15 protein-coding genes are annotated in these 25870 nt (G+C 66.5%); 11 read left to right on the top strand and 4 right to left on the bottom strand.

The window, feature by feature from the left end; all coding sequences use genetic code 11:
- Window positions 1-82 precede the first annotated feature (82 nt).
- From H7U20_RS06140 to H7U20_RS06130, 3 genes are all read left to right on the top strand, one after another.
- Window positions 83-967 (top strand): LysR family transcriptional regulator, encoded by an 885-nt coding sequence (locus H7U20_RS06140; RefSeq protein ID WP_199518728.1) that lies wholly within the window; start codon window positions 83-85, stop codon window positions 965-967.
- Between the two features lie 111 nt (window positions 968-1078).
- Complete coding sequence (locus H7U20_RS06135; RefSeq protein WP_199518727.1) at window positions 1079-2215, top strand: serine hydrolase domain-containing protein; 1137 nt, start codon at window positions 1079-1081, stop codon at window positions 2213-2215.
- Window positions 2216-2278: 63 nt separating this feature from the next.
- A complete protein-coding gene (locus tag H7U20_RS06130; RefSeq protein ID WP_199518726.1) occupies window positions 2279-2680 on the top strand; it encodes a hypothetical protein in 402 nt (133 codons plus the stop codon).
- Here the strand turns inward: H7U20_RS06130 and H7U20_RS06125 are convergent.
- Window positions 2677-4500 carry a hypothetical protein gene (locus H7U20_RS06125; RefSeq protein WP_199518725.1) on the bottom strand — a complete coding sequence of 608 codons (1824 nt, stop codon included), beginning with the start codon at window positions 4498-4500 and terminating at the stop codon, window positions 2677-2679. The two genes, H7U20_RS06130 and H7U20_RS06125, sit on opposite strands and share 4 nt — an antisense overlap.
- A 365-nt stretch (window positions 4501-4865) precedes the next feature.
- A complete protein-coding gene (locus tag H7U20_RS06120; RefSeq protein WP_199518724.1) occupies window positions 4866-5081 on the bottom strand; it encodes a hypothetical protein in 216 nt (71 codons plus the stop codon).
- Here H7U20_RS06120 and H7U20_RS06115 point away from each other — a divergent pair.
- Window positions 5080-7812: a polysaccharide deacetylase family protein gene (locus tag H7U20_RS06115; RefSeq protein ID WP_199518723.1), complete on the top strand. Its 2733-nt coding sequence runs from the start codon at window positions 5080-5082 to the stop codon at window positions 7810-7812. The genes H7U20_RS06120 and H7U20_RS06115 overlap by 2 nt on opposite strands.
- 82 nt (window positions 7813-7894) lie before the next feature.
- Here the strand turns inward: H7U20_RS06115 and H7U20_RS06110 are convergent, their stop codons facing one another.
- Window positions 7895-8743, bottom strand: a complete 849-nt coding sequence (locus H7U20_RS06110) for an alpha/beta hydrolase (protein WP_199518722.1) — start codon at window positions 8741-8743, stop codon at window positions 7895-7897.
- Between the two features lie 382 nt (window positions 8744-9125).
- Between H7U20_RS06110 and H7U20_RS06105 the strand changes: the two genes are divergently transcribed.
- The 7 genes from H7U20_RS06105 to H7U20_RS06075 all read left to right on the top strand — a co-directional run bounded on the left by H7U20_RS06105 (window position 9126) and on the right by H7U20_RS06075 (window position 24246).
- Window positions 9126-10763: a DUF885 domain-containing protein gene (locus tag H7U20_RS06105; protein ID WP_233410534.1), complete on the top strand. Its 1638-nt coding sequence runs from the start codon at window positions 9126-9128 to the stop codon at window positions 10761-10763.
- Between the two features lie 983 nt (window positions 10764-11746).
- Window positions 11747-18415: a heme utilization protein gene (locus H7U20_RS30110; RefSeq protein ID WP_233410533.1), complete on the top strand. Its 6669-nt coding sequence runs from the start codon at window positions 11747-11749 to the stop codon at window positions 18413-18415.
- Between the two features lie 248 nt (window positions 18416-18663).
- Window positions 18664-20814, top strand: coding sequence for a peptidase domain-containing ABC transporter (locus tag H7U20_RS06095; protein ID WP_199518721.1), 2151 nt, complete (start codon window positions 18664-18666; stop codon window positions 20812-20814).
- A complete protein-coding gene (locus tag H7U20_RS06090; RefSeq protein WP_199518720.1) occupies window positions 20787-22157 on the top strand; it encodes an HlyD family type I secretion periplasmic adaptor subunit in 1371 nt (456 codons plus the stop codon). The genes H7U20_RS06095 and H7U20_RS06090 overlap by 28 nt, the downstream gene beginning before the upstream one ends.
- 66 nt (window positions 22158-22223) lie before the next feature.
- Window positions 22224-23273: a putative sugar O-methyltransferase gene (locus H7U20_RS06085; RefSeq protein WP_199518719.1), complete on the top strand. Its 1050-nt coding sequence runs from the start codon at window positions 22224-22226 to the stop codon at window positions 23271-23273.
- 330 nt (window positions 23274-23603) lie between these two features.
- Entirely contained in the window at window positions 23604-23945 is a 342-nt protein-coding gene (locus H7U20_RS06080) for a type II toxin-antitoxin system RelE/ParE family toxin (RefSeq protein WP_199518718.1), read from the top strand.
- Entirely contained in the window at window positions 23935-24246 is a 312-nt protein-coding gene (locus H7U20_RS06075) for a helix-turn-helix domain-containing transcriptional regulator (protein WP_199518717.1), read from the top strand. The genes H7U20_RS06080 and H7U20_RS06075 overlap by 11 nt, the downstream gene beginning before the upstream one ends.
- Window positions 24247-24310: 64 nt before the next feature.
- Here H7U20_RS06075 and H7U20_RS06070 read toward each other — a convergent pair whose 3' ends face one another.
- A complete protein-coding gene (locus H7U20_RS06070) occupies window positions 24311-25867 on the bottom strand; it encodes a glycosyltransferase (protein ID WP_199518716.1) in 1557 nt (518 codons plus the stop codon).
- Window positions 25868-25870: the final 3 nt, after the last annotated feature.

Here is a 25870-nt window from a genome sequence, read left to right as displayed (position 1 = left end):
GCAAGCAAGGCTCCAGTGTTATTTAAAATCTATTCGAGATAAACTGCTTAATACTTGAGTGATTTGAAAGCGGGAGTGTTGAATGGATTTGCTCGACAGCATGAAGGTCTACGTCGCGGCGGCCGAAAAGGGCAGCCTCAGCGCCGCCGCCACGGCCTGCGGCATCTCGGCGACGATGGCCGGCAACCATCTGCGCACGCTGGAGAAGCGGCTGGGCATGCGCCTGCTCAACCGCACCACGCGGCGCCAGCATTTGACCGCCTTCGGCGAGGACTACTACCTGCGCTGCAAGGAAATCCTCCGTCTGGTGGCGGAAACCGACGCCCAGGCGCAGCAGATGCAACTGGCGCCGGCCGGCCAACTGCGCATCAGCGCGCCCGTCACCTTCGGCACCGAGGCGCTGATGCCGGCGCTGCGCGACTACCTCGACCGCTATCCCGACGTCAGCGTCGACGTCGCCCTGTGCGACCGCGTGGTCGATCTGGTCGAGGAGGGCTTCGAGGCGGCCATCCGCATCGGCCCGCTGCCCGACTCGGCGCTGATCGCCAAGCCGCTGGCGCCGTACCGGATGATGTTGTGCGCCTCGCCCGACTACCTGGCGCGGCGCGGCACGCCGGCCGTGCCGGAGGATCTCAGCTGCCACGAGTGCCTGTCGTTTGCCCCCTCGGTGCTGGCGCATTGGCGTTTGAGCGACCAGGACGGCACCAGCCGCGTGCCCATCTCGGGCCGTTTGCAGGTCAACCACGGCCAGGCGCTGCGGGTGGCGGCCCTGCACGGCTTGGGCATCGTGCTGCAACCGGCGATTCTGTTGCAGGCCGATGTGCGCGCCGGCCGCCTGGTGCGCCTGTTCCCCGAGCATGAGCTGGCCAGCCGGCCGATGAGTGTGGTCTATTTGCCGGACCGCTATCGCTCGCCCAAGTTGCGCAGCTTTGTCGATTTTCTGGCGGAGCGTTTCCAGGAGGACTAAAACATTTCCCACAATGTGGTGGAAAATTGTTAGGATTGCAATTTGCATTCTTGATAATTTCCCGGCCCGACGGCCCGCCGCCGTCTTGCCCCACCAAGACAGGGACCGCCTATGAACCGCAGCAAGAAACTCCCTCCGCAGCGCGCCGCAATGTTGGCGGCCTGCGCCGTCCTGGGTCTGCTGCTGAACGCCTGCGGTGGCGGCGGCGCCGGCGGCAATTCAAGCCCGCCGGTGCCGGTGCCGCCCAACGATACCGAGCGCTGGCTCATTGCGCCGGCGGCCGAGGTGGGCATGGACGGCGCGCTGCTCGGCCGCGCCGTCAGCGAGTTGCCTGCTCCGGCAGTGCACGGCATGGCCAGCATGCTGGTGCTGCGCCACGGCAAACCGGTGCTGGAGCAGTACTGGAACGGCTACACCAAGGACACGCTGCACGACCTGCGCTCGGCCACCAAGAGCATCACCTCGCTGCTGGTCGGCATCGCCATCGACCAGCACCTGGTCGGCAGCGTCGACGACCCGATTGGCCAGTACCTGGGCGCGGCCTATCCGGGCGCGCCGGCCCTGAAGCAGAACATCACCCTGGCCAAGGTGTTGACGATGAGCAGCGGCCTGGCCTGCGACGACCGCGACGCCGGCTCGCCCGGCAACGAGGACAAGATGTACCCCACGACCGACTGGGTCGGCTTCTTCGTCAACCTGCCGCAGCGCGCCGCGCCCGGCGGCGACGGCCACTATTGCACCGCCGGCGCGGTGGCGCTGGGGCGCGTGGTCGCCGAGGCCAGCAAGCAGTCGATCCCGGCGTTCGCCAGCGCCGGCCTGTTCAATCCGCTGGGCATCACGCAGGCGCGCTGGGCCGACTTCGACAACCACCGCCAGACCGACACCGGCGGCCACCTGCAACTGCGCCCGCGCGACTTGGCCAAGCTGGGCCAGCTGGTGTTGCAAGGCGGCGTGTGGGAGGGCAAGCAGGTGGTGTCGGCCGACTGGATCGCCCGTTCGACCGGCAAGCAGGCCTTCATCGACGACGGCTGGAAATACGGCTACCTGTGGTGGTTGCACTTCGAGCAGGTGGGCGGCAAGCAGGTGAGCATGAGCTTCGCCTGGGGCAACGGCGGGCAGATGATCTTCATCGTCCCCGAGGCGGACCTGGTGGTCGTCTTCACCGGCGAGAACTACAACTCGGACAAGGCCGACCGGCCCTTCGACATCCTGCGCAACTACGTGCTGCCGGCCATACAGACGCCCTGATTTGTCGCTATCATGCGGGGCGAGGGCGGCAGCGGCCGCCCGTGGACACAGGAAAGCGTGCCGATGATGGCGGAATTTGAAAAGTGGTTGGCCCGGGTGTTGCTGTTGAACGGCGTGTTGACCGTCGCCGTGGTGTTCGGCCTGCTCGGGCCGGCGCACGAGGACGGCGCGCTGGCCGGGCTGGGGTTGGCCGCCGCGCTCGGTTGCGTGTCGGCGGCGCTGTGCCTGCGCGGCCGCGTCGCCGGCCTGTGGGGCGCCCTGCTGTATTACGGCCTGCAAGTGCTCAGCTACTATCCGCACGACGGCGGCCGCGCCTTCTGCGTCAAGGCCGGCACCAGCATCGGCGTGGTGTTGCAGCTGCACGGCGCCACCCTGGTGCTCAATCTGATCGCCGCCACCCTGTTGGCGGCGACCGCGCTGGTGCTGCTGCGCCGCCGGCCGGCGGCGGCCGGCGGCGCCGCCTAGCGCTTGTTGCGCGGCAGCTTGGCCAGGCCCCTGCTAACTTCGACGCCCTCGCTCGGCATCATGTCCACGAGCCGGCTCCTCATCCATTGTTCCCAGGCGCCCAGGCTGCTGACCCTGCCACGCTTGGCCTGCTGGTGCTTGGCGGCCAGCTGTTGGTCGAGGAAGGCGGTTTGCTGGGCGGTGAAGCCGTGCGGTAGACGGGCGCTGTAGCCCGTGCGCACCGTGTGCACCAGAGCGATGAAGGCTTGCGCATACGATTCCGGCAAACTTGGATACTTCGCCTGCAGGTGGACGCGCAACTGGTTCCTGTCGGCATGGCTGTAGTCGACCCGCTCGACGATGGACGGGGGCACGTAGTTGTTGACCGCCCGCACGGCGGAGCGGATGTAGGTGAGCTGGCCGACGGTGGCGACGTCGCCGGAGACCCACTCCTTCAGGGCCTGCACGCGGGGGTCGTCCTTCGAGTTGATGCGCGTTTTGACCTGCTTGCCGTCGCGCGCCGTGGTGGTGGTGTAGTTCTCCGCCGCCAAGCCGACGACCTTGAAGGTTCCCGCCGTGTTCCGCCAGCCGAGGAAGGCGCGGCTCGACTCGTTGTCCTGGCTCGGCGTGGCGCCGAAAATCCCGCCGTCGTCCAGCATCGGGGACAGGTTGGCGGCGCCCTCCAGCACGCTGGCGTCCATGACGGCCGCGCCATCGGTCAACAGGTCGTCGGTGCCCAGGCCATAGACCACAAAGTCGATATTTGCGGCGATGACGAGGCCCGTGCTCGTGTCCCGCACCTGGAGTTTGTTGCCGCTGTCCTCGATCTTGATGTCGTTGCGACCCTTGTAGGGGTGCGAGGAGTCTCTTTGCACCTCTTGCAGGCGGTAGGGTTTGGACTTGTAGCGGCTGCCGGGCAGCCATGCCGGCTCGGCGTTGTACAGCCATTTGACGATGGTCCAGCCAAAGCGCTTGGCCGCCGCGACGGCATCGATGGCGGCATTGCTGCCCCATATCACCACCCTGCCGCGCGGCCGCAGCCGCACCTTTTTGCGGATAAAGGTGTTCATGTCGATGATCCGCGCGCCGTTGCGGATGGCCTTGCTCTCGTCGGTCAACTCGGTCGGCTTGCGCAAGGGGCCGCCGCCGCCGGCGAAGGTCACCTTGCTCGCCCGCACAGTTTGTCCGTTGCCGTAGGTGATCGTATACACCCCGGCGAGCAAGCTGATGTTTGTCACCTTGTCCGAGTGTATCCAGCGCCCCGTGGTCGAGCCGACCACACGGTCGCTGGCGAGGGCGAATGCGCGGCGGTTGACAAAGCTCTCGTTGCCGCCATGCTCGGTGACGTTTTCGCTGGGCATGGCGATCTGGCGCCGCGTGTGGTTGATGTAGGCAATGCCGTGCCCGCGCGCGGACATCCATGGATTGTTGCCGCCGATGACCACGGTATGCGAGTGGTCGTAGGCCGGCCCAAGCGTATCGATGTAGTAGGCCGCCGTGCTGCCGGCGCCGACAATGGCCAGCTCGTAGACTCGGTTGGGGTTGCGCGACGGCGCGATGATCGGCTTGGCGGTGAAGCGGTGCTGGGCGAGGCGGTAGGCCACCAGCGCCACTTGCTGGGCGTTGTTGACGTCGACCTCGCCGAACTGCTCGTCCTTGTGGGTGCTGCGTATCATGTGGCCGATTTCGATGGGCAGCCGATGCACCCGGTTCGGCCGGACCAGCCCGGTCTTCTCGATCGCCTTGACCAGCTCCTGCTTCGTGCCGTTCTTGATGGTCAGTCTGGCTTGCACGATCTGTCTGGCCGGCAGGGCCGGCGCGGTGATCGTCTTTGCCTGCATGGGTTTGGCCGGCGCGCGTTGGCCTAGCGCCGACGCTACTGGCATCGGCGGTTTTGGCAGTTTTGGCAGGGCGGGGGCGGCCGGCCGCGGCGGCACGACGGGCGCTCGCGGCGTGCCGTGCAGCGGACCATGGGCCAGTTTTGCCTGCAAGGATGGCGCCAATGGCGGCGGCCGCTGCGGCAGGAAATACGGCGGCGGGCTTGGCACAGACTTCGCGACCGACAGCGCGCCGGCGCGTGGCGGCCGACCGTTCATGGTTGCCGTGTGGGCGGCGGGCGGCGTCGGCGGCATATTCCCTGGAAGGCGCTTGCGGCTCAAATCCATGCCAGACCATCCTTTCGCGTGCTCGCCCAATAATCCAACAATCAATATAACGATAAAAGTGCGGTGATTTCTCTCGCTTTGTCACGGCGCGCGTTGCCAAGCGCCCGGCCCGGGACGGGGCGCAGGGGCTGTTGCGGCCAGCTGCGTCGACTTAAGCGGCGCGCTTGTGCGCCCGCGCAGCTGAAGCTTTCGATCAGATTGTTCAATTTGTCATAAAATACCCTGATTCGTTGCTCACTGGACACGGTTTCCTTCATGACATCTCGCAAGCACCTCGCCGCCGCCGCCGTAGTGGCCGTGGCCGCCCTCGGCGCCGCCGCCTTCCTCTACCTGAAAACCCCGCCGCCGGCCGGCGCGGCCGGCGCCGCCGCCAGCCAGGCGGGCAGCGCGCAAAACGTGCCGCCGGCCCTGCTCGACCTGCTCGCCGCCCACCGCAAGATCATCGTGCTGCTGGCCGACGAGCAGAGCATGAGCGCCGCCGACAAGCACGCCGCCAGCCAGGTCGGCCAGTCGCTGTTCCACGAGAACCTGGAGCGCCTGGCCGCCATCGAGCTGCAACTGCAGCAGATGCGCGCCCTGCCGGCGGCCCAGCGCGACGCCGCCACCGACGCCATGCTGGCCTGGATCGAGTCGGCCGCCGACCTGTACGACGCCGACCGGCTGGCCTTCCGCGAAGTGCTGCTGAGCCTGCAAAAGCTGGCCGCCGCCGACCAGACGCTGCCGGCCATCAAGCTGCACAAGCGGGTCGGCGAGGACCTCGCCGCGCTGGAGGACATCGAGAAGCAGTACGACAAGGAACTCAAGGACATCTTCGGCCGTTTCGACAGCCGCGCCATCGTGCCCAAGCGCGAGCGCTGGGACGACTACGTGGCCCATCTGCGCAAGCTGTACAGCCGCGAGCAGATCATGAAGGACTACGGCGTCATCGTGCCCTACGCCGAGCCGCCGGCCGGCGCCGGCGACGGCGCGTCGGCCTCGGCCTCGGCCTCGGCGTCCGCATCCGCCTCCTTGGCCGCCGCCGCGCCGGCGCCGGCCAAGGAGATCTTCGGCAACGCGCTGCCGCCGAAGACCGTGGTGCTGACCTTCGACGACGGTCCGCACGGCAGTTACACGGAAGAGATCGCCGCCATCCTCAAGCAGTACAACGTGCCGGGCGTGTTCTTCCAGGTCGGCCGCAACCTGGGCAAGCTCGACGCCCAAGGCAAGGAGATCCCCGGCAAGTCCGCCGCCGCCACCAGCCGCCAGTTGCTCGACGCCGGCCACGCCGTCGGCAACCACAGCTATAGCCACGCCCTGCTGTCCAAGCAGAGCGGCGAGCAGCTGTATGGCGAGATCGCCCACGCCGACCAGATGCTCAAGTCGGTCGACCCGCGCCGCTCCAGCTTGTTCCGCTTCCCCTACGGCGCCCACAACGCCGAGGGCCTGGCCATCCTGGCCAAGCTGGGCCTGCGCTCGGTGATGTGGAACGTCGACTCGCTCGACTGGGCCGATCCGGTGCCCAACTCGATCGCCAACCGCGTGCTGACCACCCTGGGCAAGGAGCAGCGCGGCATCGTGCTGTTCCACGACATCCACGCCCGCAGCGTCAAGGCGCTGCCGATGGTGCTCGACAAGCTGATCGCCGACGGCTACAGCTTCGCCGGCTGGAACGGCAGCGAGTTCACCGTGGCGCGCGGCGCCAAGCCGGAAGCCGAGCGGATCGCGCCGAGCAGCGGCTACGCCAACAGCTACGCCGTGGTGATCGGCGTCAACGACTATCAGAAGTGGCCCAAGCTGCAGTACGCCGTGCAGGACGCCAACGCCATCCGCGACACGCTGGTCAAGCGTTTCGGCTTCGACAGCAACAAGGTCTTCTCGTTGAACAACGGCGAGGCGACCCGCAACAACATCCTGGCGGTGTTCCACGACAAGCTGGCCGACGCCCAACTGAAGAAGGACGACCGCGTCTTCGTCTTCTTCGCCGGCCACGGCGCCACGCGCCAGCTCAGCTCGGGCCGCAACCTCGGTTACATCATCCCGGTCGACTCCGATCCCAACCAGGTCAGCGTCGACGCCATCCCGATGACCGACCTGCAGAACATCGCCGAAAGCCTGAACGCCAAGCACGTGCTGTTCCTGATGGACGCCTGCTACAGCGGCCTGGGCCTGACGCGCGGCGGCGGCAGCGCCGCCTTCCTGCGCGACAACGCGCGGCGCATGGGCCGGCAGATGCTGACGGCCGGCGGCGCCGACCAGATGGTGGCCGACGGCGGCCCCGGCGGCCATTCGGTGTTCACCTGGACGGTGTTGCAGGCGCTGGGCGGCAAGGCCGACCTGAACGGCGACGGCGTCATCACCGCCACCGAGCTGGCCGCCTACGTGGCGCCGGCGGTGGCCAGCGTGTCGCAGCAGACGCCGGCCTTCGGCAGCCTGCCCGGCTCCGAGGGCGGCGAGTTCATCTTCCAGCTGCCGGCCGAGGCGGAGTTCCTCAGCGCCCAGACCGGCCAGTTGTCGGCCGAGGCGATCGCCCTCAACAGCAAGCTCGACACCGGGCGCCAGCAGCAGGCCGAGGGCAAGGCCGTGGTGGTGAAGAACCTGCAGGGCGGCGAGCTGAAGATCGAGGCGCCCAAGCAGGTCGACGCCTCCGGCCGCCAGTTGGCGCAGCGCGCCAACGACAAGGGCTTGCAGCTGTACAAGGAGAAGCAGTACGCCCAAGCCGAGGCGGCTTTCACCGAGGCGCTCAAGTTCCGCCCCGACTTCGGCCTGGCCGCCAACAACCTCGGTTTCGTCTATTACAAGCAGGAGAAATTCGCCGAGGCGGCGCGCTGGTTCGAGAACACCTTGCAGATCGACACCTCGCGCGCCATTGCCTACCTGAACCTGGGCGACGCGCGCATGCGCCTGGGCGAGACCGACAAGGCGAAGAAGGCCTACACCAGCTTCATCGAGCTGGCACCCAACCATCCCAACGCGGTCTATGCCCGCGAGCAGTTGAAGAAGCTGGGTTGAAGCGAAGCTGGGCTGACGCCGGTGCGGTGCGGTGCGGCCGGGCCGGGCCGGGCCGCAGCGTCACGGCGCCGGCCGCGCCGGCCTAGGCGGCGTCGCCGGACGGGCGGCGGAACTGCTGGCTGAGGAAGTTGGCGATGCGGGTTTGCGTGCTGTCCAGATAGGGGATGTTCAGGTGGTCGGAGTCGGGCACGGTCTCGTCGGCGTGCAGCCGGCCCAGGCGGGCCACCAGCTGGTCGGTGTGCGAGTGCGGCACGATGTCGTCGCTGGCGGCGCGCAGCACATAGGTCGGCGCCATCAGCGCGGCGGCGTACTTGACCGACTCGAAGCGGTGGCGCAGCACGTATTCGATCGGCAGCGCGCGGAAACGCCGCTTGGCGATCGCCAGCAGCGAGTCGTAGGGCGTGATCAGGACGATCGAGTGGGCGTCGCGCTCCAACGCCACCTGCACCGCCACGCCCGAACCCAGGCTGCGGCCGACCACGGCGATGCGGCGCGGGTCGACATGGTGGTGTTGGCCCAGCCAGTCGTAGAGCATGCGGCCGTCGTCGACCATGTGGTGTTCGGCCGGGTCGCCGTGCGAATCGCCGTAGCCGCGGTAGTTGACCGCCAGCACGGCCATGCCGGGGAACAGTTTGCCGGCGTCGCGCGCCACCCACGACACCTCCTCCGAGCGGCCGCCGAAGTAGACCACGCCGGGATGCGGTCCCAGCGCGGCCGGCGTCATCAACCAGCCGGACAGGCGCGTGCCGTCCTTCGAGCGCAGCACGATGGGACGGGTGCGGTGGCCGCTGCTGAGTGGTCGTTCGACCTCGCGTTTGACGGTGGGGTTGAACACCAGGCGGCGCTGGTTGGCCGCCACCGCCGCCGTCATGGCCAGCCACAACATGCTGGCGACGCCGGCGACCCCGGCCAGTTTTTTCGAATTATCCATGCCTCCAACTCTACACCTATGGCTGAGATACGCTGTGCGCTAGCGAACAAAAAGCCACGGCGGGTGGCCGGCGTCACAAGCGGCCGGCGCCGCTGTAGCCGATGCGCAACGGCGCCGTCGGCGCCGGCTGCAGTCCAGCCGGCGAAAATGACATCCTGTCACAATTGCCCCGCCGCCGAGCACGTCCTCGCCTACAGTGCAGCCTCCACCACTTTCCCCGCAGACAGGACATCATGACCCTCGCCTCCCGCACCGGCGCCAGCGCGCTACTTCTTTCCCTCGTCTTTGGCTGCGCCCACGCCGGCGCCGCCGATCCGGCCGCGGGGGGCGGNCCCCCCCCGCGGCGCTGTCCGACCTGCTCAAGGAGCAATGGGAATACACCATGCGCAACAGCCCGGAGTGGGCCTCCATTCTCGGCGACAAGCGCTACAACGACCGCCTGTCCGACTTCTCGCAGCGGGCCATCGACGCCGACCTGAAGGCCGGCGCCGACTTCCTCAAGCGCTTCGAGGCGATCGACGGCAGCGGCTTCTCCGAGCAGGAGCAGCTGAACCTGGCGCTGATGTTGCGCAATCTGCGGCTCAATCTGGAGGGCGCCCGCTTCAAGGAGTGGGAAATGCCGGTGCTGCAGAACTCCGGCATCCACATCGACGCGCCGCAACTGGTGGCCGCGCTCAGCTTCGACAGCGTCAAGGACTACGAGGACTATCTGGCCCGCCTGCACCAGTTGCCGCGCGCCTTCAAGGAGACCACGCTGCAAATGCGCAAGGGTGTGCGCGACCGCCTGATGCCGCCGCAGTTCCTGATCCCCAAGATCGTGCGCCAGTGCGAGGACCTGGCGGCGATGAAGCCGGCCGACTCGCCGTTCGCCGAGCCGCTCAAGCGCTTCCCGGCCGGCATCCCGGCCGCCGAGCAGGCCCGTCTGCGCGGCGCCATCCTGGCGGCGATCAGCAAGGAGGTGGTGCCGACCTATAAACAGTTCGCCCGCTTCGTCAAGACCGAGTACCAGCCGCACGGCCGCCGCGATGTCGGCCTGTGGTCGCTGCCGGACGGCGCGGCGCGCTACAGCTACCGCGCCAAGAGCTCGACCACCACCGAGCAGACGCCCGAGCAGATCCACCAACTGGGCCTGGCCGAAGTGGCGCGCATCGAGGGGCAAATGCTGGGCGTGGCGCAACAGCTCGGTTTCACCGACCTGAAAAGCTTCAACGCCTCGCTGGCGGCCAATCCGGCGCTGCATCCGAAGTCGCGCCAGGAGCTGGTCGACCTGTACGGCAAGTACACCGAGCAGATGTACGCCAAGCTGCCCGAACAGTTCGGCATCCTGCCCAAAGGCAAGGTCAAGATCGTCCAGGTCGAGGAGTTCGCCGAGAAGGAGGCCTCCAGCGCCGCCTACAACCAGGGCGCGCCGGACGGCAGCCGGCCGGGCCGGGTGATGGTCAACACCGGCGATTTCGCCAAGCGCTCGACCATCGGCGTCGAGACCACCGCGCTGCACGAGGGCGTGCCGGGCCACCACATGCAGATCGCCATCGCGCAGGAGGTCGAGGCCTTGCCCTCGTTCCGCCAGCAAGCCTATTACACCTCCTACACCGAGGGCTGGGCGTTGTACGCCGAGCGGCTGGGCGAGGAGCTGGGCTTCTACAGCGACCCATATAGTTACTACGGCCACCTGCAGGACGAGATGTTGCGCGCCATCCGCCTGGTGGTCGACACCGGCCTGCACTATAAGAAGTGGAGCCGGCAGCAGGTGGTCGACTACTTCCACGCCCACTCCGGCACCGACGAGATCGAGGTGCAGAGCGAGACCGACCGCTACATCGTCTGGCCCGGCCAGGCGCTGGGCTACAAGATCGGCCAGCTGAAGATCATCGCCCTGCGCGACTACGCCAAGACCGAGCTGGGCGGCAAGTTCGACATCCGCGCCTTCCACGACCAGGTGCTGGGCGCCGGCGCCTTGCCGATGGATGTGTTGGAAACGCGCATCAAGGGTTGGGTGGCGGCGCAGAAACAGGGTTGAGTCCCGGCGGCACGGCCGGCAAGCCGCCGGCGCCGCCAAAACGGCCGCCAGCGGGGCCTGGCCGGGGCCGGGCGGGGTAAAACAGGGCGGCGCCGGTCTCGGCGCCGCCCTTTTTTTCGGCACCGCCCGGCATGCCGTCGCGCCAGGGGTGGGATTGCGAGAGAATCCACCGCGAAATTTCCGTCAGAATACTTTTCCCGGCGCCGGATTTGCGCCGTGTGGTGCCTACGGCATTGAAAGTTTCCTTTTGATAATGCGGCAATCCCCTAAACAGGCCATGCCGGCGGGCCGGGCGGCCGGCGATAAGTTGAGGAGCGGCAACGATCGGCGGCCGCCGTCATCGTCCTGTCATTTCTCTACGGCAAAGTATCGGCGGGATCGATGTTTCCCTAGTGAATCAAGGCGCGCCGCCGCGGCGGCCGCCGCCGGGAGCGTGCGCCGGCCGCCGGAAAGTGCCTTTTCGACATCGTTGAGATAGCTTAAAACTTGCCCGAAAATCAGGTTGCTGACAGGAGACAGGGCGGCAAAAACGTTCTTTTGGGAAATTATTTGGGCTATACTCGGGGTTCGTATTCCGCCTGTCTCTGGTCCGCCCGGCGACATGCGCAGTGTGCCAAAACAAATTGCCCTATGTAAACAAGTTTACTTAATGAAAGTGCGGAAGCGGTCGCTTTGTACCTAAGCGCATCGTCATTCCCCTTTTTACCCAAGCGCAATGACTGTTGTGAATTATTGATTTTGAAGCAATGCAAGAAAGTTGAAGTTAAGCAAGGAATCCCGCTTTCGTTTACTCAAGTTAACTTTTTTGTTGACGTTAAGAATGGAAAGCAGGGCTTTCTTGCGGCCGTGGCTTCGGGATAGCAGAAAAAACATAGTAGAAAATTGGCAATGTGCCAGCGATAGTGAGGAGGAGCCCCAGGGAGTAGTCCCGCTCGGCTTCGTCTCGTATCTTGACTGAATTCAGGTAGTGCCCCCCAAGGAGAATGGAAATGAGCCTCGTAACCAGCATGTCAACCGACCAGATCGCAAGTCTGTCGACCCAAACAATTGCAACTCTGGCGACTGCTGATATCGCGGGCTTGAACACCGCCCAGTTCCGCGCCCTGACGACCGATCAGATCGTCGCGCTGAACACCAACCACATCGCGGTGTTGACCACCAACCAGTTGGCCAACGCCATCACCACCGACCAGATCGTCGCGCTGTCGTCCAACCAGGCCGCCATCCTGAGCTCGTCGCAGGCCTCGGCCCTGTCGACCAACGCCTTCGCCGCCCTGGAAACGGGCGACTTCGCCGCCCTGAAAACCGCCACCATCGCCGGCCTGAGCACCAACACCCTGCGCGCCCTGACCACTGATCAGGCCGTCGCGCTGACCACCTCCCAAGCCAACGCGCTGGGCACCGCCCAAGTCGCCTCGCTGAGCACCGGCGTGCTGGCCGCGCTGGAAACGGCCGACCTGGTGGCCCTCAAGACCGCCGCCATCAACGCCCTGCAGACCAGCCAGCTGGTCTCCCTGACCACCAACCAGATCAGCAGCCTGACCACCGCCCAAGTCGCCTCCCTCAGCACCCTGGCCCTGTCGGCCGGCCTGACCACCGACCAGGTGGTGGCGCTGAGCTCGAACCAGGTCGCCGTGCTGAGCTCGGCCCAGGTCGGCGCCATGGCCACCGCTTCGGTCGCCGCCATCGAGACCGCCGACATCGGCGCCTTGAAGACCGCCGTCATCGCCTCGCTGAAATCGGGCCAGATGGTCTCGCTGACCACCGACCAGATCGCCGCGCTGAGCGCCGCCCAGGCCGCCGCCATCTCGACCGCCAACATGGGCGTGCTGACCACCGACCAAGTGGTCGCGCTGAGCACCGCCCAAGCCGCCGCGCTGAGCTCGCAACAAGTCGCCGCGCTGAGCACCAGCGGCATCGCCGCCCTGCAGACCGACGACCTGGCCGCGCTGAAGACCGCCGCCATCGCCGGCCTGTCGACCAACCAGGCCAAGGCCCTGACCACCGACCAGATCGTCGCCCTGAGCACCGCCCAGGCCTCCTCGCTGAACAGCGCCCAGGTCGCCGGTCTGAGCACCGACGCCGTCGCCGCGCTGGAAACGGCCGACCTGGTGGCCATCAAAACCGCCGCCATCGCCGCTTTGACCACCAACCAGGTCGTCGCCCTGACCACCGGCCAGGTGTCCAGCCTGACCACCGCGCAGGTCGCCTCGCTGACCACCACCCAGATCGGCTCTAGCCTGAGCACCGACCAGGTGGTGGCGCTGTCGTCGAGCCAGTTCGGCGCCTTCAGCACCGCCCAGTTCGGCGCCCTGTCGACCAACAACATCGCCGCCATCGAGACGGCCGACATCGTCGGCCTGAAGACCTCGATCATCGCCGCGCTGAAAACGGCCCAATTGGCCGCGCTGACCACCGACCAGTTGTCCAACCTGACCACCGGCCAGATCAGCGCGATCACCACCGCCAACATGGCCGCGCTGACCACCGACCAGATCGTCGCGCTGTCGTCCAACCAGGCCGGCGCATTGAGCTCGGCCCAGGTCGGCGCGCTGTCGACCAACGCCATCGTCGCCCTGCAGACCGAGGACTTCGCCAACCTGAAGACCGCCGCCATCGCCGGTTTGAGCACCAACCAGGCCAAGGCCCTGACCACCGACCAGATCGTCGCCCTGAGCACCGCCCAGGCTTCGTCGCTGAACAGCGCCCAGGTCGCCGGTCTGAGCACCGACGCCGTCGCCGCGCTGGAAACGGCCGACCTGGTGGCGATCAAAACCGGCGCCATCGCCGCTTTGACCACCAACCAGGTCGTCGCCCTGACCACCGGCCAGGTGTCCAGCCTGACCACCGCGCAGATCGCCTCGCTGACCACCACCCAGATCGGCTCGAGCCTGAGCACCGACCAGGTGGTGGCGCTGTCGTCGAGCCAATTCGGCGCCTTCAACACCGCCCAGTTCGGCGCCCTGTCGACCAACAACATCGCCGCCATCGAGACGGCCGATATCGTCGGTCTGAAAACCGCCATCATCGCTTCGCTCAAAACGGCCCAGTTGGCCGCGCTGACCACCGACCAGTTGTCCAACCTGACCACCGGCCAGATCAGCGCGATCACCACCGCCAACATGGCCGCGCTGACCACCGACCAGATCGTCGCGCTGTCGTCCAACCAGGCCGGCGCGCTGAGCTCGCAACAGGTCGCCGCGCTGTCGACCAACGACATCGTCGCCCTGCAGACCGAGGACTTCGCCAACCTGAAAACGGCGGCCATCGCCGGCTTGAGCACCAACCAGGCCAAGGCCCTGACCACCGACCAGATCGTCGCCCTGAGCACCGCCCAGGCCAGCGCGCTGAACAGCGCCCAGGTCGCCGGTCTGAGCACCGACGCCGTCGCCGCGCTGGAAACGGCCGATCTGGTGGCGATCAAAACCGCCGCCATCGCCGCTTTGACCACCAACCAGGTCGTCGCCCTGACCACCGGCCAGGTGTCCAGCCTGACCACCGCGCAGATCGCTTCGCTGACCACCACCCAGATCGGCTCGAGCCTGAGCACCGACCAGGTCGTGGCGCTGTCGTCGACCCAGTTCGGCGCCTTCAGCACCGCCCAGTTCGGCGTCCTGTCGACCAACAACATCGCCGCCATCGAGACGGCCGATATCGTCGGTCTGAAAACCGCCATCATCGCTTCGCTGAAAACGGCCCAGTTGGCCGCGCTGACCACCGACCAGTTGTCCAACCTGACCACCGGCCAGATCAGCGCGATCACCACCGCCAACATGGCCGCGCTGACCACCGACCAGATCGTCGCCCTGAGCTCGAACCAGGCCGGCGCGCTGAGCTCGCAACAGGTCGCCGCGCTGTCGACCAACGACATCGTCGCCCTGCAGACCGAGGACTTCGCCAACCTGAAGACCGCCGCCATCGCCGGCCTGAGCACCAACCAGGCCAAGGCGCTGACCACCGACCAGATCGTCGCCCTGAGCACCGCCCAGGCTTCGTCGCTGAACAGCGCCCAGGTCGCCGGTCTGAGCACCGACGCCATCGCCGCGCTGGAAACGGCCGACCTGGTGGCGCTCAAAACCGCCGCCATCGCCGCCCTGACCACCAACCAGGTCGTCGCCCTGACCACCGGCCAGGTGTCCAGCCTGACCACCGCGCAGATCGCTTCGCTGACCACCGCGCAGATCGGCTCGAGCCTGAGCACCGACCAGGTGGTGGCGCTGTCGTCGACCCAGTTCGGCGCCTTCAACACCGCCCAGTTCGGCGTCCTGTCGACCAACAACATCGCCGCCATCGAGACGGCCGACATCGTCGGTTTGAAAACCTCGATCATCGCCTCGTTGAAAACGGCCCAGTTGGCCGCGCTGACCACCGACCAGTTGTCCAACCTGACCACCGGCCAGATCAGCGCGATCACCACCGCCAACATGGGTGCGCTGACCACCGACCAGATCGTCGCCCTGACCTCGAACCAGGCCGGCGCGCTGAGCTCGCAACAGGTCGCCGCACTGTCGACCAACAACATCGCCGCCCTGCAGACCGAGGACTTCGCCAACCTGAAAACGGCGGCCATCGCCGGCTTGAGCACCAGCCAGGCCAAGGCCCTGACCACCGACCAGATCGTCGCCCTGAGCACCGCCCAGGCCAGCGCGCTGAACAGCGCCCAGGTCGCCGGTCTGAGCACCTCGGCCATCGCCGCGCTGGAAACGGCCGACCTGGTGGCGATCAAAACCGCCGCCATCGCCGCCCTGACCACCGACCAGGTCGTCGCCCTGACCACCGGCCAGGTGTCCAGCATGACCACCGCGCAGATCGCTTCGCTGACCACCGCGCAGATCGCCTCCAGCCTGAGCACCGACCAGGTGGTGGCGCTGTCGTCGGCCCAGTTCGGCGCCTTCAGCAGCAACCAGTTCGGCGCCCTGTCGACCAAGGACATCGCCGCCATCGAGACGGCCGACATCGTCGGTCTGAAAACCTCGATCATCGCTTCGCTGAAAACGGCCCAGTTGGCCGCGCTGACCACCGACCAGTTGTCCAACCTGACCACCGGCCAGATCGCCGCGGTCACCACCGCCAACATCGCCTCGCTGACCACCGACCAGATCGTGGCCCTGCGTTCCGACCAGGCCGGCGCGCTCAGCTCGGCCCAGGTCGGCGCGCTGTCGACCAACGACATCGTCGCCCTGGAAACGGCCGACTTCGCCGCCCTGCGCACTGTCGCCATCGCCGGTCTGACCTCGGCCCAGGCCAAGGCGCTGACCACCGACCAGATCGTCGCCCTGACCGTGGCCCAGGCCGGTGCCCTGACCAGCGTGCAGGTCGGCGCCCTGAGCACCGACGGCGTCGCCGCCATCGAGACGGCCGATCTGGTCGCCCTGAAAACGGCCGCCATCGCCAACCTGACCACCGCCCAGTTGTCGGCCGTGACGACCAACCAGATCGGCGCCCTGCTGACCGCGCAGATCGCCTCGCTGACCACCACCCAGCTGTCGGCCGGTCTGACCACCGACCAGGTGGTGGCGCTGTCGTCGAACCAGCTCAACGCCATGAGCACCAACCAGGTGAACTCCCTCTCGACCGGCGCCATCGCGGCGATCGAGACGGCCGACATCGTCGGTCTGAAAACCGCCGCCATCGCCTCGCTGCGCACCGCCCAGGTCGCCGCGCTGACGACCGACCAGGTGGCCAACCTGACGGTCGGCCAGATCGCCGCCCTGACCACCACCCAGCTGTCGTCGGCGCTGAGCACCGACCAGGTGGTGGCGCTGGGCACCGCCCAGGCCAACGCGCTGAGCTCGGCACAAGTGGCCGCGCTGTCGACCAACTCGATCGCCGCGCTGCAAACCGAGGACTTCGCCGCGCTCAAGACCTCGGCCATCGGCGGCCTGTCGACCAACCAGGTCAAGGCCCTGACGACCGACCAGATCGTCGCCCTGGCGACGGCCCAGGCCAACGCGCTGAGCAGCGGCCAAGTCGCCGCCCTGAGCACCGACGGCATCGCCGCCCTCGAAACGGCCGACCTGGTGGCCCTGAAAACGGCGGCCATCAGCGCCCTCAACAGCGCCCAGGTCGCCGCCCTGACCACCGGCCAGGCTTCCTCGCTGAGCACCGCGCAGATCGCCTCGCTGAGCACCGCCAACCTGGCCACCGGCCTGACCACCGACCAGGTGGTGGCGCTCAACTCGGCGCAGCTGAACGCGCTGAGCACGGCGCAGGTCAACGCGCTGTCGACCAACTCGGTCGCCGCCATCGAAACGGCCGACATCGCCGTGTTGAAAACGGCCTCGATCGCCACCTTGCGCACCGCCCAGGTCGCCGCGCTGACGACCGACCAGATCGTCGCCCTGTCGACCGCGCAAGTGGCCGCGCTGAGCACCACCGCGCTGGCGGCCGGTCTGAGCACCGACCAGGCCGTCGCGCTGAGTTCGAGCCAGGTCGCCGTGCTGTCGTCGGCCCAGGTGGCCGCGCTGAGCACCGCCGCCGTCGCCGCCCTCAACACCGAGGACGTCGCCGCGCTGAAGACCTCGTCCTTCGCCGGCCTGACCACCGCGCAAGTGGCGGCGCTGACGACCGACCAGATCGTCGGCCTGAGCACCGGCCAGATCGTCGCCTTCACCACCAAACAGGTGCAGGCGCTGACCACCAACCAGTTGGCGGCGATGGAGACGGCCGACTTCGTGGCCCTGCGCACCGGTGCCATCGCGGCGCTGAGCACCGCGCAGATCCGCGCGCTGACGACCGACCAGATCCACGTCATGACCACCAGCCAGGTCTGCTCGATCACCAGCAACCAGGTGCCGGGCCTGAGCACCGACCAGATCAACGCGCTGCCTTCGCCACTGGGCACGCCGATCGTGCTGGACCTGAACGGCGACGGCATCACCACCCTGGCGCTGTCGGCCGGCGTGAAGTTCGACCTGCTGGCCACCGGTAACAAGGGCGGCACGGGTTGGGTCGGCGGCGGCGACGGCTTGCTGGCGCTGGATCGCAACCACGACGGTCTGATCAACGACGGTGGCGAGCTGTTCGGTTCCGGCACCACCCTGGCCAACGGTCAGAAAGCCAGCAACGGCTACCAAGCCATGGCTGAACTCGACAGCAACGGCGACGGCGTCATCAGCGCCGCCGACGGCGCCTTCGCCGACCTGCGCGTCTGGGTCGACGGCAACGCCGACGGCATCAGCCAGGCCGACGAGCTGAAATCGCTGAACCAGCTGGGCATCACCAAGCTGAACCTCGACGGCAAGCAGGATGCCTCGCTGAACAACGGCAACATCGTTGGCGCGACATCGACCTTCGAGACCAGCGACGGCAAGACCCACGCGGCGGCCGACGTCTGGTTCGCCATGGACCAGGCGGCCAAAGCGGCGGCAACGCCGAGCGACCTGCGCGGCAGCGTCACCGGCCTGGTGCAGGCGATGTCCTCCTTCGGCGGCGCCGGCGCCACCGAAGCGGCACCGGCCACGACCAAGCTGGACGTGCAGGGTAGCAAGGTCAGCACCAGCGTGGCCCAGCTGGCCGACGTGCTCAAGCAGTTCGACGCCAACGGCAAGGCGCTCGGCGGCGGCGAACAGCTGTCCTCGACCGACGACACGCTGCGCCTGAAAGCGCTGCAATCGAACGGCGGCCACGGCTTCCTGGCGGCACCGAAGTAAGCCAGCGCAGCGCGCGGCGGCGGGCCAGTCCGGCCGCCGCCGCCGCCCGGCCAAAAGCGGCAAGACCTGAGAGTCTTGCCGCTTTTTTATTATGTGCACAGAGGCATCAAAAAGAGCGCCGGGAAGCACGGCCCTGAGTTAGAATCCCAGAGCGAGATGCGCTGACGCAAGCTCTATCCATTTCCTTTGCCACAATAGAAGGTGAACATCGATGTTGTCATGTGCGCCCCTGCATTCGTCCCCTCACAATGCACGATAAATTCCCCCACACCGCGATCCAGTGCCTGACCGCGATCGCCCAGCACCACGGTCTGCAAATCAATCCCGAACGCCTGATCGACGATTACGCCATGGGCGCCGAGGAGCCCGGCAACGGCCTGCTGCTGCGCATCGCCGCCGACATCGGCCTGAAGGCCAAACTCGACACCTTGAGCTGGAGCCGCCTGCTGGCCCAGGGCGGCGTGTTCCCGCTGATGGCCCGCCTCAACGACGGCAACATGGTGATCGTGGTCGGCGTGCGCAACGGCGAAGGCGACGGCGACGGCCAGGTGGCCCTGCTCAATCCCATCGCCGAGAACGCCAGCGTGACGCTCGAACCGCGCGCCGACTTCTGCGCCCGCTGGAGCGGCGAGGTCCTCTTCGTCAAACGGCAACACAAGTTGTCCGACCCCAACCAGCCGTTCGGCCTGCGCTGGTTCATCCCCGAGATCCTGAAACAGAAGGCGGCCTTCCGCGACATCTTCATCGCCGCCGTGGCGATGCACCTGTTGGCGCTGGCCTCGCCGATCTTCTTCCAATTGGTGATCGACAAGGTGCTGACCCACCAGAGCCAGACCACCTTGTGGGTGCTGGCCGTCGGCATCGTGCTGGCCTTGATGTTCGACGCCACCTTCGGCTTCCTGCGCCAGACGCTGACCCTGGCGGCGTCCAACAAGATCGACATGCGGCTGACCCGGCGCACCTTCGGCCACCTGCTGTCGCTGCCGATCGACTACTTCGAGACCACCACCGCCGGCGTCGTCACGCGCCACATGCAGCAGCTCGAAAAGATCCGCACCTTCCTCACCGGCCGGCTGTTCTTCACCGGCCTCGACCTGATCGCCCTGTTCGTCTTCCTGCCGATCCTGTTCGCCTACTCGCTCAAGCTGGCCTTGATCGTGCTGCTGTTCGCCGCCATGATCGCGGCGGTGGTGATGGCCATGGTGCCGACCTTCCAGCGCCGCCTCAACGCCCTCTACGCCGCCGAGGGGCAGCGCCAGGCGATGCTGGTCGAGACCATCCACGGCATGCGCACCGTCAAGGCGCTGGCCATCGAGCCCAGCCAGCGGCGCATCTGGGACCAGCGCTCGGCCGAGGCGATCACCATGCACTTCCGCGTCGGCCAGATCTCCATCGCCGGCAACTCGGTCACCGACTTCCTCGGCAAGATGCTGCCGGTCACGCTGATCGTCGTCGGCGCCCAGGACGTGTTCGACCAGACCCTCTCGGTCGGCGCGCTGATCGCCTTCCAGATGTTGTCGGGCCGCGTCACCGGCCCGCTGATCTCCATCGTCGGCCTGGTCAACGAGTACCAGGAAACGGCGCTGTCGGTGCGCATGCTGGGCGAGGTGATGAACCGCGCCCCCGAGGGCCGCGCCGGCGCCGGCGGCCTGCGTCCGATCCTGAACGGCGAGATCCGCTTCGACGACGTCACCTTCCGCTATCCGGGCGCGCAGGCGATGGCGCTCGACAAGGCCAGCTTCACCATCGCGCCGGGCACCGTGGTCGGCATCGTCGGCCGCAGCGGCTCGGGCAAGACCACCCTGACCAAGCTGATCCAGGGCCTCTACGGCGTGCAGGAGGGCATCGTCCGCTTCGACGGCATCGACGCCCGCGAGATCGAACTGTCGCACCTGCGCCGGCAAATCGGCGTGGTGTTGCAGGAGAACTTCCTGTTCCGCGGCACCGTGCGCGACAACCTCACCGTGACCAAGCCGGACGCCTCCTTCGAGGAGATCCTCGAGGCCGCCGCCGCCGCCGGCGCCGACGAGTTCATCGAGCGCCTGCCGATGGGCTACGACACCCTGCTCGAAGAGAACGCCGCCAACCTGTCGGGCGGCCAGAAGCAGCGCCTGTCGATCGCCCGCTCGCTGCTGGCCAAGCCGCGCATCCTCATCCTCGACGAGGCCGCCAGCGCGCTGGACCCGGAGAGCGAGGCCATCTTCATCCGCAACCTGTCGCGCATCGCCGTCGGCCGCACCGTGGTGATGATCTCGCACCGCCTGTCGACCCTGGTCAACGCCAACACCATCCTGGTCATGCAACAGGGCCGCCTGATGGACAGCGGCCGCCACTCCGAACTGCTCACACGTAGCGAAACTTACCAGCACCTATGGAACCAGCAAACAAGCCACCTGTGACCGCCAACCGCCGCCGCAACAAGGACGAAACGGAGATCGACTTCCTGCCGGACGCCGACGCCATCGAGCGCGGCCCGCTGCCGCGCTTCGTCCGCATCACCCTGCACGTGCTGCTGGCCGCCTTCGCCACCTTCATCCTGTGGGCCAGCCTGTCGCACGTCGAGAAGATCGTCATCGCCAAGGGCCGCCTGGTCAACCCGCAGCCGAACATCGTGGTGCAGCCGCTGGAGACCTCGATCATCCAGCGCATCGAAGTGCGCGCCGGCCAGGTGGTCAAGAAGGGCCAGCTGCTGGCCACCTTGGACCCGACCTTCACCCAGGCCGACGAGGCCCAGTTGCGCGCCCGCCTGGCCAGCCTGGACACCCAGACCGCCGGCCTGCGCGCCGAGCTGTCGGGCCAGCCGGGCGCCGTCGCCGTGGCCGGCCTGAGCGCCGACGGCCTGCTGCAGTCACAGCTGTCGACCGAGCGCCAGGGCAATTTCGCCGCGCAGAAGACCAAGATGGACCAGAACATCGCCCGCCTGCAGGCCGGCCTGGAAACCAACAAGCGCGACCAGGTGATCCTGGCCCTGCGCGTCAAGTCGCTGCGCGAGGTCGAGGCGATGCAGGAGCAGTTGATGGCCGAGCAGTTCGGCGCCAAGATGCACCTGCTCGAAGCGCGCGACCGCCGCCTCGGCGTCGAGCGCGACATGATCATGCAGCTCAACAAGGCCACCGAGATGGAGCGCGAGCTGGCCTCGGCCCAGGCCGAGCGCGCCGGCTTCGCCAAGAACTGGCGGCAGAAGATGCTGGAAGACCTGCTGGCCGCCACGCGCGACCGCGACGGCGTCAACGAGCAACTGGCCAAGGCCGACAAGCGCCACCAGCTGGTGCAGCTGACCGCGCCGGCCGACGCCGTGGTGCTGGAGGTGGCCAAGCTGTCGCAAGGCTCGATCGTGCGCGAGGCCGAGACCATGTTCACCCTGGTGCCGCTCGGCGCCGCGCTGGAGATCGAGGTGCAGATCGACTCGGCCGACATCGGCTACATCAAGGTCGGCGACAGCGCCCACATCAAGATCGACGCCTACTCCTTCCAGCAGCACGGCTCGCTCGACGGCAAGGTGCGCTCGATCAGCCAGGACGCCTTCCGCCGCGAGGCCAACAACCAGGCCCAGGGCATGGACGCCTACTACTTGAGCCGCATCAACCTGGGCAAGGCCAAGCTGCACCACATGGCGCCCGGCGCCCAGCTGCTGCCGGGCATGACGCTGGCGGCCGAGATCGTGGTCGGCCAGCGCACCGTGATGTCGTATTTGTTGTGGCCGTTGACCAAGGCGGTCGACGAGTCGATCCGCGAGCCCTGAGCGGAGTCATCCCGGCCACGTCCGACGCAGCCAGATTTTCATCCGAACCGCCAACGAGGAACGAGCATGCTCTTAATTGTAGACAACGGCTTCATCGATCGTAAAATGGAAGTCGATGGCAAGATCATCGACCGCGTCATCGCCTCGTACAACAAGGCCAAGGCGGTGCAGAAGGATGCCGCCGAGGAGTACCAGGTCAGCCACATGTGGCTGCCGATCTACCAGGGCTACATGGGCAAGGTGATGGAGGTGATGGCCAGCGGCGACGCCGCCGAGCTGGCCAGAATCTACGGCAACTTCTTCCGCGAAACCTGCAGCATCGGCATCCACGGCATGCCGGTCGACATGGAGAGCACCTACTTCTCCGGCAACGTCAGCGAGGACGCCAAGGGCAAGTACATCGCCGACATCATGCACCGCATGCAGATCTGGCTCGATTCGATCGGCAAGACGCACAGCCTGGACGCGCTGCAGACGCCGCAGGTGGGCAACCCCTACGGTTTCGAGATCGACGGCAAGTTCTTCCGCGCCGGCGTCGACTACCAGCACTACTACGCCACCATCATCAGCCGGCTGATCCGCGGCGAGGGCCATACGGCGGTGTTGGAGCTGGGCGGCGGCTTCGGCGGCCTGGGCCACTTCCTGATGCGCGACAACAGCAACTTCACCTACATCGACGTCGACCTGCCGGAGAACATGGCGCTGAGCGCCTTCTACCTGCTCAGCTGCTTCCCCGACAAGAAGATCGCGCTGTACGGCGAGATCGACCTGGCGACGGCCGACCTGAGCCGGTACGACGGCGTGGTCTTGCCGAACTTCGCGCTGGCCGAGCTGAAGGACGACTCGGTCGACCTGGCCTTCAACTCCTACAGCCTGGCCGAGATGTCGCTCAACAACGTGGCCAACTACGTCCAGCAGTTCAGCCGGCTGGCCTCGAAGTTCATCTACCACGTCAACCACACGCGCATCCCGCCGGTGCGCGCCGACGACTTCGCCTTCGACTTCGACAAGTTCGAACTGATCTCGCGCGCTCCGGCGCTGTGGAACCTGGCGCGCAACAAGGACATGGACGAGTACGAGTACCTGTACAAGTCCAAGCGCCTGAGTTTCCGCTAGGCCGCCGCGCCGCCGGCGCGTTCGGCCGCAGAAAAAGCCCGCCCCCGCGTTCAAGCGCGGGGGCGGGCTTTTTTGCGCCAAGTGAAGGCACCGGCGGCGACAAGACCACCTGAGCTGCGCCGGGATAGGGGGGGCTGTGTCTGCCGTTAGCGGCTAGCACACCGGATCACCCCGCCGCCACAACAATGTTCGCCATTGCGTTTGCGCGTAAGGATGAGCGAATTTTCATGTCATTGTGACGGATCGACGGAATCCTGGCGCGTTCACCAAATGGCGCGGTGGGATTTTTTCTGCCCTCTTACCTTGACTGCCATTCGTTCATAAACGAATATGACCATATATCGGATCGAGCACTATCTGAGCGCGGGTTCACGCAAGGATATTTACAACGACTGGCTGGGACGGTTGCCTGATCGGCAGGCCAGGCTTGCGATCGTACGTCATGTCATGCGCATCGAGCATGGCAACTTTGGCGATCATAAATTCTGCCGCGACGGTGTGTGGGAGCTACGCGTTAATTTGGGGCCTGGTTATCGCGTGTACTACGGCTTGGCGGGGCGCTGCGTAGTTTTGTTGTTGTGCGGTGGAGACAAACGCAGGCAGGACGTGGACGTCAATAGGGCGGTGGAATATTGGCAGGACTGGCACAGGAGAGCCGACGATGAGAAGTAGACCCCATGACGAGGCAATGGCGGAGTTGTTTCGTGACGACCCAAGCTTCGCGCTGGATCTCATCAACAACATCCTGGAGGATGGCGACCAAGCTGAACTGTTGATCGTGTTGCGGCAAATGGCGCTGGCCCTTGGCGGAATGCAGATGGTGGCCGAGCAGGCGCAGCTGAATCCGACGCAGCTCTATCGTACTTTATCGGCCAGGGGGAATCCGGCGCTGAGCAGTCTTTCCGCCATCCTACGGGCAATGGGCCTGCGCCTGGCTGTGCAGCCATTGCCCGCCGTTTTGCCGACCGCATGAATACTGCGGGTGCAATGGAATAGTTTGACCAAGCCGCTCCAGAGCCTGTTCAATCCTCATCGCATCAGCCAGTCAGCTGCGCCAGGATGGCGTCGACGTTGTCGGGCGTCAGCGGCTGGTAGAGGATCTCGCGGTTGCGCAGGATGGCCTGGTCGTCCAGCTTGGAGAAGTCGAGCTTGCTGATCTTCTCGATCACCTCGGGGGCGAAGCGGTGCTTGATCAGCTTGGCCGGGTTGCCGCCGACGATGCTGTAGGGCGCCACGTCGCGCGTCACCAGGCTGCCGGCGGCGACGATGGCGCCCTGGCCGATCGTCACGCCGGACAGGACGGTCGTGTTGTAGCCGATCCAGACGTCGTCGCCGATGACGATCGGTCCCTTGGTGCCCGACTCGGCCGTGCCGAAATACTTGGCCATGAAGGGGAAGGTGGAGAAGCCTTCGTAGTGGTGGTTGCCGCCGAGGAGGAATTTGACGTCGTCGGCGATCGAGACGAAGTTGCCGATCCGCAGGCCCTCGTCGCCGCAGCCGAAGGTCCACACCGTCAGGCCGCCGTAGCTCTTGCGGCCGGCCGTCACGCGGTTGAAGTCGAACGGGCCGTGGCAGCGCGTCAGGCTGATTTCGTTGTGCGGGTTGAGGGCGCGCCAGTGCGCGCTCATCTGCGCCTGGTGCTGCTCCTGCGCGCTGAGCTGGGGCGCGGCCGGCGCCGGCGCGGCGGCGGCCTGCGCCGGTGCCACATCGATCAGATGCTCGACCGCCTGGTAGAAGTAGGGATCGTGCAGGTAATCCTGCATGAAGGGGAAGAAGCCGGTCTTCTGGAAACCGTTGTCCTTGTCGAAGTAGTAGGGAATGATGTGGTTGATCAGCACCGACTGCTTCTCGGCCTGGAACACGGCGTCGTCCAGCTGGCCCGGTGTCAGGTAGAGCTTGAGCAGCCACAGGTAGTTCTGGCCGAACACTTCGGCGATGTTGTAACCACCCTTCTTGCCGATGTTCAGGCCGGTGAAGTAGGGCTGGTACAGCACGATCGCCCGCTTGCCCATCGCCATCAGGCGCAACAGCACGTCGGTTTGCACCAGGCGCAGGCTGGTGTGGCGGCCGAAGTCCGTCATGGCGAGGAACTCCTCGCGCCACATGCCGAAGCCGCCGATCCAGGTGCAGAAGAAGGAGACGCGGCGGACGAAGTCGTTGATGTTGTTGAGCACCTCGATCGGGTTGCCCTGGTTCATGTTGCCATTGGTGAAGAAGATCACCGGCCGCTCGGCCGCCGTGGCCTGCACCACCCTGAGCATCTCGGCCAGGCTGCCGTTGTTGATCAGCAGATTGTCGTTGTGCAGCTTCAGGTAGTCGCCACGGCCGAGGTGCATGACGATGTCGAAGTTCTTGTCGGCCTGCACCGGCTCGGCGTTGCGGTGGTAACGCACCTTGCCGGGGAAGGCGGCGGCGTAGCGCTGGCCGACGGCCTCGGTCTCGTCGTCGGAGAAGTTGTCGGAGATCACCACCTCGATCTGCGCGCCGTCGACGAAGGCGGCCTGGGCGCAAATGCTGGCCAGGGTTTGTTCGAGGAAGGGGGCGCGGTTGAAGGTGGGGATGCAGATCGAAAGGACGGGGCTGGTTTCTGCCATGAC

The organism is Rugamonas violacea (assembly GCF_016461825.1).
GTDB lineage: Bacteria > Pseudomonadota > Gammaproteobacteria > Burkholderiales > Burkholderiaceae_D > Rugamonas.
Note: the sequence above shows the minus strand (reverse complement) of the source record. Positions and strands in the feature narration are given on the sequence as shown.

What these genes read in the sequence shown, in the direction of transcription:
- H7U20_RS06140 (WP_199518728.1), top strand. Translation starts at nt 83, where the DNA reads ATGGATTTGCTCGACAGCATGAAGGTCTACGTCGCGGCGGCCGAAAAG.
- H7U20_RS06135 (WP_199518727.1), top strand. Translation starts at nt 1,079, where the DNA reads ATGAACCGCAGCAAGAAACTCCCTCCGCAGCGCGCCGCAATGTTGGCG.
- H7U20_RS06130 (WP_199518726.1), top strand. Translation starts at nt 2,279, where the DNA reads ATGATGGCGGAATTTGAAAAGTGGTTGGCCCGGGTGTTGCTGTTGAAC.
- H7U20_RS06125 (WP_199518725.1), bottom strand. Translation starts at nt 4,500, where the DNA reads ATGCAGGCAAAGACGATCACCGCGCCGGCCCTGCCGGCCAGACAGATC.
- H7U20_RS06115 (WP_199518723.1), top strand. Translation starts at nt 5,080, where the DNA reads ATGACATCTCGCAAGCACCTCGCCGCCGCCGCCGTAGTGGCCGTGGCC.
- H7U20_RS06120 (WP_199518724.1), bottom strand. Translation starts at nt 5,081, where the DNA reads ATGAAGGAAACCGTGTCCAGTGAGCAACGAATCAGGGTATTTTATGAC.
- H7U20_RS06110 (WP_199518722.1), bottom strand. Translation starts at nt 8,743, where the DNA reads ATGGATAATTCGAAAAAACTGGCCGGGGTCGCCGGCGTCGCCAGCATG.
- H7U20_RS06105 (WP_233410534.1), top strand. Translation starts at nt 9,126, where the DNA reads ATGCGCAACAGCCCGGAGTGGGCCTCCATTCTCGGCGACAAGCGCTAC.
- H7U20_RS30110 (WP_233410533.1), top strand. Translation starts at nt 11,747, where the DNA reads ATGGAAATGAGCCTCGTAACCAGCATGTCAACCGACCAGATCGCAAGT.
- H7U20_RS06095 (WP_199518721.1), top strand. Translation starts at nt 18,664, where the DNA reads ATGCACGATAAATTCCCCCACACCGCGATCCAGTGCCTGACCGCGATC.
- H7U20_RS06090 (WP_199518720.1), top strand. Translation starts at nt 20,787, where the DNA reads ATGGAACCAGCAAACAAGCCACCTGTGACCGCCAACCGCCGCCGCAAC.
- H7U20_RS06085 (WP_199518719.1), top strand. Translation starts at nt 22,224, where the DNA reads ATGCTCTTAATTGTAGACAACGGCTTCATCGATCGTAAAATGGAAGTC.
- H7U20_RS06080 (WP_199518718.1), top strand. Translation starts at nt 23,604, where the DNA reads ATGACCATATATCGGATCGAGCACTATCTGAGCGCGGGTTCACGCAAG.
- H7U20_RS06075 (WP_199518717.1), top strand. Translation starts at nt 23,935, where the DNA reads ATGAGAAGTAGACCCCATGACGAGGCAATGGCGGAGTTGTTTCGTGAC.
- H7U20_RS06070 (WP_199518716.1), bottom strand. Translation starts at nt 25,867, where the DNA reads ATGGCAGAAACCAGCCCCGTCCTTTCGATCTGCATCCCCACCTTCAAC.